Below are 14277 nucleotides of genomic sequence, written 5' to 3'. Positions count from 1 at the left end.
TTCTATTATTTAGGAATTTGCATTTTTTATTTGTTCGGATAATGGGGATTTTTAATTCTGCCTTCATCACTTAATAGTTCATGCAAATTCTCTGATTTAAGTATTTTTTTTATTCTACTTTTTTTGCCATTTATCCATACTTTATTTTGTACTAGTCTAATACCATGGCTATAGTCAACATGTGCTGTTGAATGCCCGTTATATAATGGTTGAATAGCCCTTCCATCAGCTTTATGCCATCCGTAAATTACTACTCTTAGTAAACCCTTATCATTAAAGATTTTATTTGAAATAACTACATCCTTTTTATTTCCTGCTACCAAACTCCCATTTGGAAATTCTTCTAAGCTACTTTTCCTTTGTTCTTGAACCATTAAATTATGCTTTTCAAATACTGGAATTGTAACCATCTCCTTTGATGGAGCAATAGGTTGAGGTAGCATTTTTACGGATGAATTTTGGTAAATCTTATTCGAAATTAAGCGTGTTGGTAGACTACTTTTAAGGTATTTAGCTATTTTTTGTGCTAATTGTGGTCGCATTGGGCAATAAAAATAATCTTGATCACTACCTATGGCTAGGTAATCGGGTAAAACATAATATTTTATAATATATTTTTTGTTTTGAATTAGTGAAGTATCTCTGATTTCTACCATTTGACGATAAAAATTTGGGATGTTACCTGATTTTATTTCTTTAAAAATTATTTTTTCACGCCTATCTAAACTTAGGCTTGTATCCCGAATACTTTTGGAAAGCTCTGATCCATTTAATGCATTTAAGGCTCTCTTTTTGATTTTTAAATGTTGACTATAGCAGAGTGTTGGAATTAGGAAAAAAAGGATAATTAATGTGTTTTTCATCTTTTGCAGGCATATTTTCACTCATTTGTATATAAAAAATCGATATTTCGCTTCAAACCGCTAAATTTTGTACGTTTAACGGCAGAGTTCTTAAAGACCTTTTTAAAGGTATCTTCTGTAATTTCTTGCCAATCTCTTTGACTTAAATCTAATATTCCATCGTGTGAAATAAATTTAGGTTCTGTATGGAGAATGGAAAATTTATTCCAGGGACAAACATCTTGGCAAATGTCACAGCCGAACATCCAATTGTCCATTTTTCCTTTAAAATCCTTTGGGATTTCATTTTTTAGCTCTATGCTTAAATATGAAATACATTGACTTCCATCTACTACATAAGGAGCAATTATTGCATCGGTAGGGCAGGCATCAATACATTTGGTACATGTTCCGCAATGATCTTTGCTCGGTTCTTCATGATAATCTAATTCAAGATCAATGATTAATTCAGCTAGAAAGAAAAAGGAACCAGTTTTTTTATTGATTAGGTTTGAGTTCTTGCCAATCCATCCCAAGCCAGCCTTTTTCGCCCAAACTTTGTCGAGAACAGGTGCCGAATCCACAAAGGAACGGCCATAAACCTCACCAATTTCTAGTCTGATAAACGCCAATAATGCAGTTAGCTTTTCCTTTATAACATCATGATAATCATCTCCATAGGCATATTTACTAATCTTTGGAGCATTAGGGTCTTCTTGTTTTTGATCAGTATAATAATTTAGCGCTAATGAAATAACAGATTTAGCACCATCAACAAGTTTGCGTGGGTCGAGGCGTTTATCGAAATGATTTTCCATATAATTCATTTCGCCATGATGATTATTTTGAAGCCATTTTTCCAATCGAGGCGCCTCTTCCTCTAAAAAAACAGCTTTTGAAATACCACAAGCCATAAAACCTAAGCGCATTGCTTCTGCCTTAATCATTTGGCTATATTTTGTGCTATTCTGAGTCATTTGATACAAAGGTAGCTTAAAGCAAATAAAAACATTTAATTGTGACGATTGTTATCTAATAAATTCAGCTTTTCACTAAATGCCAAAGATGATGGATAATAATAAAATGGATGTAAATAATGAAGAAAAGAGTCTAGCGCATCCCGCTGAACATGACTATGAAAAACATAAAAATAATCCAGGCCCCTCACCAAGTGCTGTAAATGAAGATGATGATAAAGGTGTTGGATTTACATTAATATGGATAATTGCGATAATGTTTATCGTATTGTTAATTGTCTGGTTTTTCTTTTTTAGAGATGCACCTTGAGATATGAGATATGTGATTTGAGATGTATGATTTGAGATCTGTGATCTGAGAGAATGTAAAATAACTCCATTCTTAAATCTAGTATCTCATATCTAGTATCTCATATCTAGTATCTCACATCTCGTATCTCAAAACAACTTACCCGTCTGGCCAGATTTTATTCGTCCCAAATGCTTATAAGCGATATCAGTACATTCTCTACCTCTTGAGGTACGCATGATATAGCCTTCTTGTATTAAGAAAGGTTCATAAACTTCTTCAATGGTACCTTCTTCTTCACCAACGGCTGTAGCAATGGTTTTTAAACCTACGGGACCACCTTTAAATTTATCGATGATGGTCATTAGGATTTTATTATCCATTTCATCCAGACCATGCTCATCCACATTTAATGCATTTAATGCATATTTAGCTATTTCGGTGTCAATTGATCCAGTTCCTTTGATTTGGGCAAAATCTCTTGTACGTCTTAAAAGTGCATTGGCAATACGAGGTGTTCCGCGACTCCTACGAGCAATTTCATAGGCTCCTTCTTCTGATATTTCTGTCTTAAGAATTTCTGCAGATCTTAAAACAATGGTGGTTAATAACTTGGCGTCATAATATTCTAAACGGCTATTAATACCAAATCGAGCTCTGAGTGGCGCTGTAAGTAATCCAGAGCGGGTAGTAGCCCCCACCAAAGTGAATGCATTTAATGAAATTTGAACGGAGCGTGCATTAGGGCCCGTCTCAAGCATGATATCTATCTTGAAGTCTTCCATTGCAGAATAAAGATATTCTTCAACTAAAGGGCTTAAACGATGTATTTCGTCAATGAAAAGGATATCACCTTCTTCTAAATTTGTTAATAATCCGGCAAGGTCTCCTGGTTTATCTAAAACGGGTCCTGAAGTAATTCGGATATTAACACCCATCTCATTGGCAATAATGTGCGATAGGGTAGTCTTACCTAAACCGGGAGGGCCATGTAAAAGCACATGGTCTAAGGCTTCTCCTCTAAGTTTAGCAGCCTGCACAAAAATGCGAAGATTGGCTAATATTTTATGTTGGCCTGTAAAATCTTCAAAAACCTGAGGGCGCAGAACTTTTTCTATCTCCCTTTCTACGGGTGAAAGATTTTCTTCTGCAGGGTCTAAGTTTTCGTTCATTTCAGCGATGTTCAATAATGGGTATAAAGATAAAAATTGCTTAACAGTATTAAGAATCTATCTTTCTAGAATAATTTCTAAAAAAGCTGTTTAGTTTAATCTGAATAACTCCTAAAAATGCCTCTCTAAATATCTTAGTACTCATTTTTGAAGTTCCTTCTGTTCTATCCGTGAAAATAATAGGTACTTCTACCACCTCAAAACCATATTTTATGGCAGTAAATTTCATTTCAATTTGAAAGGCGTAGCCAATAAATCTTATTTTATGAAGCGGAATGGTTTCTAAAACGGTGCGTTTATAGCATTTAAATCCAGCTGTAGCATCTTGAATAGATATTCTTGTGATAAATCGCACATAAACTGATGCGAAATAAGACATTAAAACTCTGCTCATTGGCCAGTTTACTACATTTACACCTTTAATGTATCTAGATCCAATAGCTAAATCAGCACCATCTATACAGGCATTTTTTAATTTTATGAGATCGTCTGGATTATGCGAAAAATCAGCATCCATCTCAAAAATATAGTCATAATGACGTTCAATAGCCCATTTGAAGCCATGTATATAAGCCGTTCCTAAGCCAAGTTTGCCCTTACGTTCTTCAATATGAAGTAAACCCTGATATTCTGCTTGCAGTTTTTTAACAATTCCTGCTGTTCCATCAGGTGATCCATCATCTACAATCAAAACATGAAAAACATCAGAAAGAGAGAACACCTTCCGAATAATATTCTCGATGTTCTCTTTTTCGTTATAAGTCGGAATTATGACTAGGCTATTAGACATAAAAACTCATTAATAATGATTTGTTAATTAGTTTTTTATTCAATTCCATGCATTTTTTTCTTCAACAGGTTCTTTAGTAAAATCAAAACTAAACCAGCACCACCTGTAGCAACAACAAAAATCGTGAAGAAACCTGACAAAGATGATTCTTCAGCTATTGAATCCATGAAGCTAGCCATAAATCCACCTAAATAATTAGCTAATGCTGTTGCACCAAACCAAATTCCAAACATCAATCCAACATATTTCTTTGGAGATAATTTGCTGATATAGGATAATCCTACAGGAGATACACAAAGCTCACCCATAGTATGGAATAAATAGGCTAAAAATAACCAGATTATACTTACTTGAGCCAATTTAGCACCATTTGGAATTGCTAATGATCCAAAAACAAGGGCTCCAAAACCTACAGCTACTAAAATTAATCCTAAGGCGAATTTTGCTGGTCCTGAAGGACTAAATTTACTCGATGAAAGTTTTATCCATAATGCTGAAAAAACGGGTGCTAATAAGATAATAAATAATGAGTTTAAGGTTTGAAACCATGAAGCTGGGATTTCTAATGCCTGATCATTAAATTGTCTGTCAAGCATCCATACAGCAAGTCCCCATATTGTTAAAACACTTAATCCCATTGCCAAAACAGTCATTTGATAGCTTCTTCCAATTTTGGATGCCATATTTACCCAAAGCCAAGTAAGAACTGCCAATGGGACAATGGTGATAATGGTATTAACGATTTTAAAAGCGTTTGCTGCTAGTCCCGGGCTTAAAGTTCTATCTGTATAATCTCTCGCGTATAAATTCATAGATGATCCAGCTTGTTCAAAAGCAAGCCAAAAGAAAATAGTGAAAAATGAGAATACACCAATCACAATTAAACGATCGCGATCAACTTTAGAAAGGGGTTCATTTGAAACAACTAATTTTTCATCTTCAGTTTTTTTCAATGGTCTTTCACCTATTTCACCAAAGAATTTACGAGCAAACCAAAATTGAACCAAGCCTAAAAGCATAAAAATTCCGGCTAAACCAAAACCATAATGCCATCCCACTGATTCACCGATATAACCACATAGTAAAATTCCAAGAAAAGCACCAGTGTTAATTCCCATGTAGAAAATAGTATATGCAGAATCCTTTAATTGGCTTCCATCCGGGTATAATTGTCCCACCATAGACGAAATATTTGGTTTAAAGAAACCATTACCTAATATTAAAAAAGCACAACCTAAATAAAATGCTGGAATCGCATCAATTGCTAAAACAACATGTCCTATAGTCATTAAAAGGCCTCCAATAAGAATTGCTTTTTTATAGCCCCATAGCTTATCAGCTATTAGTCCGCCGATGATAGGTGTTATATAAACTAAACCAGTGTACCAACCGTAGAGCATGCTTGCATCGGCTCTGCTCCAAGCTTGACCTCCATCAGCGAGTGAAGCTGTAAGGTATAAAACAAACAATACACGCATTCCATAATAACTGAAACGCTCCCACATTTCGGTGAAGAATAAAATAAAAAGACCTAGCGGATGGCCAATTAATTGTTTTTGTTGTAAATCCATATAATTTGATAATTGGTAATTTTGTTTTATTTTCTTTTATGTTTATCGATTAAAAAGTTCAATTATAATTAAATTTTACTAAAATTGATGCTAAATATATTCTTAAAAAAATAAAATGACTGATCAAACTGCCCTAATTACTAATGACGCTGTTGTTCTTGGAATACTAATGAGTATTCTTGGATTTGTATTTTGGACCTCACAAAGTAATCACATTATTTTTAAGAATCTATATAAATTTGTCCCGCCAATTTTATTATGTTATTTTCTGCCAGGATTATTAAATTCTACTGGTGTTATATCTGGTTCAGAGTCAGCACTTTATTCAATCGCTTCGAGATATCTACTTCCTGCTAGCTTAGTTCTTTTTACATTAAGTCTTGATTTACGGGAAATTTGGAAATTACGTAAAAAGGCAGGATTGATGTTTATTACAGCTTCTGTTAGTATTATGCTTGGCGGACCAGCAGCTGTCTTTTTAGTTTCTCTTTTTGCACCTGAAATTGTGGGTGGAGTAGGCCCAGAGGCTATTTGGAGAGGTTTGAGCACAGTTGCAGGTACTTGGATTGGGGGTGGCGCAAATCAAGCTGCCATGTATGAAATATTTAAGCCTAGTCCCGATTTGTTTTCAGCAATGGTGGCTCTAGATGTGTTTATTTCCTATTTATGGATGGTTATATTGCTTTTTGGTGCAAGTAGAAATGTAGCTATTAACAAATTTTTAAAAGCTGATGATCAATCAGTTTCAGAAATTAAAGATAAAATTGAAGCCTATCAACTTGGGATTATGAGGATTCCGAAAATGGAGGATATTATTTTAATTTTAGCTATAGCCTTTGGAGTAACAGGAATTGCTCATTTTGGAGCTGATAATATTGCTCCTTGGATTACAGAAAATGCACCTTACTTGAGTACCTTCAGCCTAACTTCCGGATTTTTCTGGCTTGTAATAATAGCTACAACTTTAGGTATGTTACTATCTTTTACTAAGTTGAGGAATTTAGAAGGTGCTGGTGCTTCTAGGATAGCAAGTGTTTTATTATACGTCTTAATTGCTACTATTGGGATGCAAATGAATATTATGGCGATTTTAAATAAACCTGGTGTTCTTATAGTGGGTTTAGTTTGGATAATGATTCATATTATTGTGATTTTTTTGGTCGCAAAATTAACTAAAACACCATTTTTCTTCTTGGCTGTTGGAAGTATGGCAAATATTGGAGGACCAGCATCAGCTCCAGTTATAGCTAGTGCATTTCACCCTTCATTAGCCCCAATTGGTGTGTTATTAGCTGTTTTTGGATATTTTATTGGGACTTATGGAGCCTATATTTGCGGATTAATGATGCAGGCAGTATCACCATAATTTAATCTATAAATCCTTCATCTTTTTAGGATCGTTAAAGTTCTCATCTTGTTCTGTAGAATCGTTTTTTAGTTCTAAATCTGAAATGAATTTCCATCGACCATTTAGAAGCTTAAATCCATCATAAGAAAAATCTGGACCATAAAGTTCGAATTTGCCTTTTAAATTTTGGTCGGGGGGAGCTAAATGATCAAAAACAATTCGATTCTCAGCATTCTCATAATTTAAAAGCATTGTTGCTCTTCTATCGTATTCGAAAATAATTCGTCTTTTATTCAGATTATCTGGATCTCCATCAAAAACTGGCTTCCCGAAATAGGCTTTTCCATCCTTAAAATGTAACACTTCAATTATTTTTTTCGTTGACATTATTGTATTTCCCTTCCAGCCAAGTAACATATAATACGGACTTTCAACATTTTTTAACACAGGAATAATCTTATAATACTGTGCGCCATACCATCTACTGTTCGTATAAGTACTATCTGATGGATTCTTTAATGTAGGGCTATAATCAACTAAAGGGAACATTTCAAGCTCGCCTTGGCTTGTATTCATTTGAATTGTACCATAAAAACGGTAACTGCCATCATTATTCATAACATGCCAAGTAAATACCCTAAATTTTTGATCTGGAGAATTTTGAATGGAAATGGTTTTTAAGGAATCAAATTCAAAATTAAATGAATAAGGAGTTTTTAATGCAGTTACTAATGTTTTAATTAGTTTAAAGCTTGCATTATAACGCTGAGGCTCAATGCTATCATTAAGCATTTTAAAACTAATTTCTTTCAAACTGTCTTGAAATACAATTAATTTTTCTCTGTTGGATTTATCTAAAGATTGGCCATCTACTTTAGTAAGTATTAAAAGTAGAAGGCCAAATAATAGTGTTAACTGCTTCATGTAATTTTATTGAAGGTTCTCAATGATTAGAGCACTCGCACCACCACCACCATTACATATAGCTGCTAAGCCTATTTTCGCATTGTTTTGTTGCAGTACATTGATTAGTGTAACAACTATTCTTGCGCCAGAAGCACCGAGTGGATGGCCCATAGATACTGCTCCACCATTTATATTTACTTTGGATGGTTCTAGCTTTAAAATCTGGTTATTTGCTAAAGAAACCACCGAAAAAGCCTCATTTATTTCAAAATAATCTACATCATCAGTTGTTAATCCTGCACGTTTTAAAGCAATTGGGATGGCTTTTGAGGGACTTGTAGTAAACCATTCAGGGGCTTGTTGAGCATCAGCATAGGAAATAATACGTGCTAATGGTTTTATACCTAGTTGCTCAGCTTTTTCCTTACTCATTAAAACTAATGCCGCTGCACCATCATTTAATGTGGAGGCATTTGCTGCTGTAACTGTTCCATCTTTTTTAAATACCGCTTTTAGGGAAGGGATTTTATCGAATTTTACTGAATGTACTTCTTCATCATCCGAAATTAGACTTATTTCACCTTTTCTATCTTTAATTTCAACGGATGCAATTTCATTTTTAAATCTACCTGCCCCTTGAGCAGCTTGTGATCTTTTATAAGATTCAATAGCGTATGCATCTTGCTCTTCGCGACTAATTTTACAATCTGTTGCACATAATTCAGCTGCCGAACCCATATGATAATCGTTGTAAACATCCCAAAGGCCATCCTTTACTAAACCGTCAATTATTTTACCATCTCCCAAACGATAACCATTTCTTGCTTTATCAAGGTAATAGGGTACATTGCTCATGCTTTCCATTCCGCCAGCAATAACAATATCATTTTGACCTAAAGCTATACTTTGAGCGGCTAGCATGATTGCTTTTGTACCCGATGCACAAACTTTATTAATTGTTGTTGCAGGAACATCAGGTAAACCGGCAAATTTTGCAGCTTGTGTAGCTGGAGCTTGGCCTAGGTTTGCTGATAAAACATTTCCCATAAATACTTCTTGAATTTGCCCAGGATCAATTCCAGCACGCTCAACAGCAGATTTAATTGCCGTAGCTCCTAATTGACTTGCACTAAGTGATGATAAAACACCACCGAAACTACCGATCGGTGTTCTCGCTGCTGATATGATATATACTTCTTTCATTTTGGATTAAATAATTGGTTGGTGCAAGTTAAGAATTTAAGGACAAGGCCATACAATCGAACTTATTTTTGACTGATTTATTACTCTTTACTAATAAAGATTGATGAGATGTTAATTTCAACCAATTATTGTCGATTGATAAATAATACTATGCTAGCATATTATTTAATATCTTTAATTGAGTTTCCATTAAATCCTGCAACAGAATCAGGTAAACTTTTAACATCAATTTCAAGATTATGTTTAGCATCGTAAGTGTTATAAGTAAAATTTAGGGCTTTGCGCTTCGGAATCTTAATAATTGTATAGGTTTTAACAGCCTCAGTTTTGTTAGCAATCAATTTTCTTGGTCCATCGCCAATGCAACCCGCATTTAAAAACCGAATGCCTTCTTTTATGGCAGGATAGAAGGCATGCTGGTGACCACTAATATATAAATCGATACCATGCTTTTTGAAAAATTTCAAAGCCTTCTCCGGATCTTCATTTACTTCACCAACTTTATTTTTACTATCTACAATGGCGTAAAGAGGTAAATGCCCAATTAATATTCTCAATTTTGCTTTTTGCGCTTGCTTGGTGGATAGTTGTTCTTCCATCCATTGATATATTTCAGGATTTACTTTAGCTCCTGCAGCATCCCAACTCATTAAAAAAACATCGTCTTTAATATAACTGTAATAGAATGGATAATTACTTGAATCAACGAAATTTAATCCTGTTGCAATTTTATTTTCAAGCCAAAATTTTTGTGATAATGTACGATCTAAAAGGTAGGAAGGAGAGGCATCATGGTTTCCAATGGTGAATCCAAAAGGAATTTTAAGTTCATTGATTGGGTTAAGAACAGCATTTTTAAAACTATTCCACATGGCACTGATGTTATCTTCTGTTAATGATGATTTTTGACCTGCTACCATATCTCCAGCACATAAAATAAGGTCGGGTTTTATTTCATTTAACCTTCCGATAACAGATTTGACCTCATCAGCATAATTTGTAGATCCATAGCTGGAGTTTAAATCCGAAATCACACAAATTTTTAAGCCTTTGTTTCTTTTTCTCTCTTTCCCCTTTGCTAAATCATTCGGAAAATCATGATGTTCTAATGCAGAAAGCGGATTTAAAATAAAAAAGAATAGAAGAACTAATAGATAGTTCGAAGAGTTCATTTTCATCATTAAAATTTATGATCAAATTTAACCATTTCAAATGATAGATGCTGCATTAGCGAATTATCCTTGAATGTGTATTAAATCTAGATTCATCAATCTGTTTAGCTATTTTTGTAAGATAATTAACCATTGAAAGAATGATTTTTGATACCTACTATATTTTAATAGCTCTTTCAGTCTTAGTGATTTTATCTTATTTTTTCAATATTATCGCCGATAGATTAAAGATTCCATCTGTTATACTTTTAATTGTATCTGGGATTTTATTCAAAATTGGAGCAGATTTTATTCAATTTGACTTCCCTGTTTCAAGAACGGTTCTTGAAATTTTGGGTGTAATGGGATTGATTCTGATAGTTTTAGAGGGTTCTTTAGATCTTAAAATCACCCCAGATAAACGACAAATAATTAAAAAGTCAATGCTTGCCGCAACTTTGATGCTTTTTACAACCACTGTGGCCATTGCTTTAATTTTGGGCTACACTTTAGATATGTCCTTTAAGCAATCATTGCCATATGCCGTAGCAATGGGTGTAATTAGTAGTGCCATTGCTATTCCTAGTGTTAATAAACTGGAGCCTAACAAAAAGGATTTTATCATTTATGAATCGAGTTTTTCGGATATCATTGGTATTATGCTCTTTAATTATGTAATTTCTGAGGAGTTGCTTTCGATAGTAACAGTAGGCACTTTTTTTGGAAATTTAGTGTTAATCAGCTTAATATCAGTTATTTGTACAATTTTAATTCTTCTTCTGTTTAAATATCTCAAGGGCCATATCAAGGTTTTTTTAATCTTGTCAATATTGATTCTTGTTTATTCTTTGTCTAAACAATTACATCTGCCTTCCTTGTTTTTTATTCTAGTTTTCGGCTTAGTGCTAAATAATGCTGAGCCTTATTTGCAAGGTTGGTTAAAGAAATATCTTCAGCCAGAAAAGCTTTTGGAGGTAAATATGGAGCTTAAAACAATGACTGCCGAGTTAGCTTTTCTGATAAGAACCTTCTTTTTTCTTTTATTTGGCTTTAGTATTGATATCTCCTTAATTGTTTTGGAGCCAGTTATGCTAACAGGGAGTCTTGTAATCTTAATGATTCTTATTATCAGATATCTGTTTTTACGCTTTATTTCTAAAACCAATGTTTATCCAGAAGTTTTCATTGCTCCTCGCGGCTTGATTACCATCATTCTTTTTTATAGTATTCCTTCTCATCTTACTACTGATAAATTTAATGAAGGAGTTTTGTCTTTTGTGATATTAGGTTCCGGACTTATCATGATGTTTGGACTAATTTTTTCTAAAAAGAATGTGAATTCGGAGAATGAACTTGAATCTGAACATGTACTATAATTAATGTTTTCAACTAATTTTTAATGATATGGAAAAGACTAACAGTCGTTTAGACCAAATGAAACAGTATATTGCTAAAAAGACATTTGACAGTCCCTCACCATTTTCACATTGGTTAAAACCTATCATTAAGGATGTTTCTTATGGTTCTTTAAAATGTGAGTTTACCATCCGTAAGGATATGACTAACCCCATGGGGATGCTGCATGGTGGTGTATCGGCTGGGATTATAGATGATATAATTGGGGCAACTATTTTTAGTATGGATTTGAGCCATCCATTTACAACTATAAATAATTACATCGACTATTTTGCTCCTGCGATGGAAGGAGATATCATTGAAGCACATACAAGTGTTGTGAAATTAGGCCGTCAAATTATCAATCTTCAATGTGAAATTTGGCTACCTTCAAAAAAACGATTAATTGCACGTGGCTATTCAAATATGATACGTATTGAAAAACCGTAATCATATTTTTATAATTATAAGAGGTTCGTTTATTTTATGGTATGCCCAAAGAATATATATGCAAGAAATATTGCAGCTATAAGTCCCACGAAATCAGCAATTAAACCACAAACAATAGCATATCTTGGTTTTTTAATTCCCACAGAACCAAAATAAACTGCTAGTACATAGAAAGTAGTTTCTGAGCTGCCCTGAATGATACTTGACAATCTTCCTTGAAAGGAATCGGCGCCATAGGTTTTCATCACATCAACCATTAATCCTCTTGCACCTCCGCCACTAAGAGTTTTCATTAATCCAACAGGTAAAGCCGGAACAAATGAGGTGTCTAAACCGAATAATGCAACTAGAGAGCCAATACCATTTACGATATAATCCATACAACCGGTTGTTCTAAAGGCACTTATGGCGACTAAAATGGCAATTAAAAAGGGGACTATCATGATTGAAGTACTGAATCCTTCTTTGGCACCATCAATAAATGACTCATACACATTCACTTTTTTTGATGCGCCATAAACGATAAAAAGTGTAATAATTGAAAATATGATAATTCCTCCCATGAGTCCTGCATAAACCTGAATTTGATCAGGCGGGAGTGAACCTAGCCAGAAATACAATCCCGACATGATTGCTATGAAACCACCGAAGAAAATAAGTATAGGGAGCTGAAACAGATTGATTTTCTGATAGATAGCAACTGCGATCATCCCTGCAAGGAATGAAATGAAAGTCCCAATAAGGCAAGGAATAAATACATCTGCTGGATTTGCCGCTCCATTAGCCATTCTCAGAGCTATAACGCCAGTTGGAATTAAGGTTATTCCTGCTGTATTCAAAACAAGAAACATGATTTGAGCATTGCTTGCAGTATCTTTTTTAGGATTTATATCTTGCAATTCCTGCATTGCTTTTAGTCCCACAGGTGTAGCTGCATTATCTAAACCCAACATATTGGCCGAAAAGTTCATGATAATAGAACCATTTGCTGGATGGTTTTTAGGCACTTCAGGAAATAATCTACTAAAAAATGGATTTACACCTCGAGCAAAAAGTGTAATCATGCCGGCTTTTTCACCAATTTTCATGATTCCTAGCCAAAAAGTCATGATGCCGATTAATCCGATAGAAATTTCAGCTCCAGTTTTTGCGCTATCAAACATCCCATTTACCACATTGTTGAAAATGCTGGTATCGCCAAATATAATGAGTTTGACTAATGCTACTATAAATGCAATTACAAAAAAACCAATCCAGATGTAGTTTAAAGCCATGTTTTAAGCCTGTTATGTTGAATGATATATTTAATAAATTAAAATATTGCCGAATCTATTCATTTAAATTTGTTAATCTTCCATTTTCCATGGTCAGTATGATGTTATTTGCATCCTGAACGATTATGTCGGCGGGTTCATCTATCCTCAATTCTTTAATTTCAGTTATTTTATAAGATTCACAATTAAGTTCTTGATAAGCATAATATCCAGTTAAATCTCCTAAATCACTTAATAAATAGTTGTATGATATTGATTTTAAGTCTGGATTGATCTTTTCTTGAGCTATGAGTCCGATGTCTGCTAAATAATTTATTCCATTGCGTTGGAGTTTACAATTCTTCAAAATTAAGTGAAAGTGACTTTTTTTATTTTCAGGAATTGAAAAATAATCCTCTAACTCTTCAAATTTATAGGATTCATTAGCGATGCTAATTAAGCCAGAAAGCATTGATTTGAGATAAACTTTACGGATAAATTGTTTTTCAGGATCATTTTTAAATCCGCCTGCTTCAATTAAAATGGTACTTGTTCCCGCAGCCTGAAAATTATCACCAAAAGCTCTAGGTTCATATTCATCATCAAACCTTGCAATATGTCCCGATATATCATTTTTAATGTCTTTATTCATTAATGAAATTAACTGCATTGCTTTTTTCCTAACAGAGTTGATACTGAGTTGTTGGTCGTATGCGGGTGCTAGTAGGGAAATTGTGGCGGGGTTACCAGATTCTGCTGCCGACCATAAAGTGCTTTGATCGTGGAGGTTAAAACCAAACTCTGGGTTAATTCTATCTCTTAATTGGCGGAGTATTCTAGCTTCGGGACTCTGCTGTTTATGGAAATCGCGGTTAATGTCTATTTCCATGGCATTTCTCCTAGTAAATAATTCGGCGCCATCGGGATTGA

The 14277-nt window shown here is 34.1% G+C and carries 14 protein-coding genes; 4 read left to right on the top strand and 10 right to left on the bottom strand.

Annotated features, from left to right (window positions below; all coding sequences use genetic code 11):
* Nucleotides 1–26 precede the first annotated feature (26 nt).
* Both ACIQ0D_RS03230 and queG read right to left on the bottom strand, forming a co-directional pair.
* On the bottom strand, nt 27–863 hold the full coding sequence (locus tag ACIQ0D_RS03230; protein ID WP_395803042.1) for a hypothetical protein: 837 nt from the start codon (nt 861–863) through the stop codon (nt 27–29).
* A 17-nt stretch (nt 864–880) separates the two neighbouring features.
* Nucleotides 881–1819, bottom strand: a complete 939-nt coding sequence (gene queG, locus ACIQ0D_RS03225) for a tRNA epoxyqueuosine(34) reductase QueG (RefSeq protein WP_395803040.1) — start codon at nt 1817–1819, stop codon at nt 881–883.
* A gap of 88 nt (nt 1820–1907) precedes the next feature.
* Here queG and ACIQ0D_RS03220 point away from each other — a divergent pair, with 88 nt between their 5' ends.
* Nucleotides 1908–2129: a hypothetical protein gene (locus ACIQ0D_RS03220; protein ID WP_395803038.1), complete on the top strand. Its 222-nt coding sequence runs from the start codon at nt 1908–1910 to the stop codon at nt 2127–2129.
* A 128-nt stretch (nt 2130–2257) separates the two neighbouring features.
* On the opposite strand, the gene ruvB is transcribed toward ACIQ0D_RS03220, so the two are convergent.
* From ruvB to ACIQ0D_RS03205, 3 genes are read right to left on the bottom strand one after another with little or no spacing between them, the layout of a single operon-like run.
* Nucleotides 2258–3280 carry a Holliday junction branch migration DNA helicase RuvB gene (ruvB, locus tag ACIQ0D_RS03215; protein ID WP_395803037.1) on the bottom strand — a complete coding sequence of 341 codons (1023 nt, stop codon included), beginning with the start codon at nt 3278–3280 and terminating at the stop codon, nt 2258–2260.
* Nucleotides 3281–3329: 49 nt separating this feature from the next.
* Nucleotides 3330–4070 carry a polyprenol monophosphomannose synthase gene (locus ACIQ0D_RS03210; protein WP_395803035.1) on the bottom strand — a complete coding sequence of 247 codons (741 nt, stop codon included), beginning with the start codon at nt 4068–4070 and terminating at the stop codon, nt 3330–3332.
* Nucleotides 4071–4105: 35 nt separating this feature from the next.
* Complete coding sequence (locus tag ACIQ0D_RS03205) at nt 4106–5641, bottom strand: peptide MFS transporter (protein ID WP_395803033.1); 1536 nt, start codon at nt 5639–5641, stop codon at nt 4106–4108.
* Between the two features lie 115 nt (nt 5642–5756).
* Here ACIQ0D_RS03205 and ACIQ0D_RS03200 point away from each other — a divergent pair, with 115 nt between their 5' ends.
* Entirely contained in the window at nt 5757–7007 is a 1251-nt protein-coding gene (locus ACIQ0D_RS03200; protein ID WP_395803031.1) for a DUF819 domain-containing protein, read from the top strand.
* Nucleotides 7008–7013: 6 nt separating this feature from the next.
* Here the strand turns inward: ACIQ0D_RS03200 and ACIQ0D_RS03195 are convergent, their stop codons facing one another.
* The 3 genes from ACIQ0D_RS03195 to ACIQ0D_RS03185 form a co-directional block, all read right to left on the bottom strand.
* On the bottom strand, nt 7014–7913 hold the full coding sequence (locus ACIQ0D_RS03195; RefSeq protein ID WP_395803029.1) for a hypothetical protein: 900 nt from the start codon (nt 7911–7913) through the stop codon (nt 7014–7016).
* Between the two features lie 6 nt (nt 7914–7919).
* The gene (locus tag ACIQ0D_RS03190; protein WP_395803027.1) at nt 7920–9098 is read right to left on the bottom strand and encodes an acetyl-CoA C-acyltransferase; all 1179 of its coding nucleotides are present in this window, start codon (nt 9096–9098) and stop codon (nt 7920–7922) included.
* Nucleotides 9099–9259: 161 nt separating this feature from the next.
* A complete protein-coding gene (locus ACIQ0D_RS03185; RefSeq protein WP_395803025.1) occupies nt 9260–10276 on the bottom strand; it encodes a metallophosphoesterase family protein in 1017 nt (338 codons plus the stop codon).
* Nucleotides 10277–10410: 134 nt separating this feature from the next.
* On the opposite strand from ACIQ0D_RS03185, the gene ACIQ0D_RS03180 reads away from it, so the two are divergent.
* Nucleotides 10411–11625, top strand: coding sequence for a cation:proton antiporter (locus ACIQ0D_RS03180; RefSeq protein ID WP_395803023.1), 1215 nt, complete (start codon nt 10411–10413; stop codon nt 11623–11625).
* A 28-nt stretch (nt 11626–11653) separates the two neighbouring features.
* Nucleotides 11654–12094, top strand: a complete 441-nt coding sequence (locus ACIQ0D_RS03175; RefSeq protein ID WP_395803021.1) for a PaaI family thioesterase — start codon at nt 11654–11656, stop codon at nt 12092–12094.
* 29 nt (nt 12095–12123) lie between these two features.
* Here the strand turns inward: ACIQ0D_RS03175 and ACIQ0D_RS03170 are convergent, their stop codons facing one another.
* On the bottom strand, nt 12124–13368 hold the full coding sequence (locus ACIQ0D_RS03170; RefSeq protein WP_395803019.1) for a nucleoside recognition domain-containing protein: 1245 nt from the start codon (nt 13366–13368) through the stop codon (nt 12124–12126).
* A 55-nt stretch (nt 13369–13423) separates the two neighbouring features.
* Nucleotides 13424–14277: hypothetical protein (locus ACIQ0D_RS03165; protein WP_395803017.1), on the bottom strand; the 854-nt coding region annotated here is incomplete at its 5' end.

It is taken from the genome of Daejeonella sp., assembly GCF_044342615.1.
Classification (GTDB): Bacteria; Bacteroidota; Bacteroidia; order Sphingobacteriales; family Sphingobacteriaceae; genus Daejeonella.
This window is presented reverse-complemented; position numbering and strand designations above follow the sequence as displayed.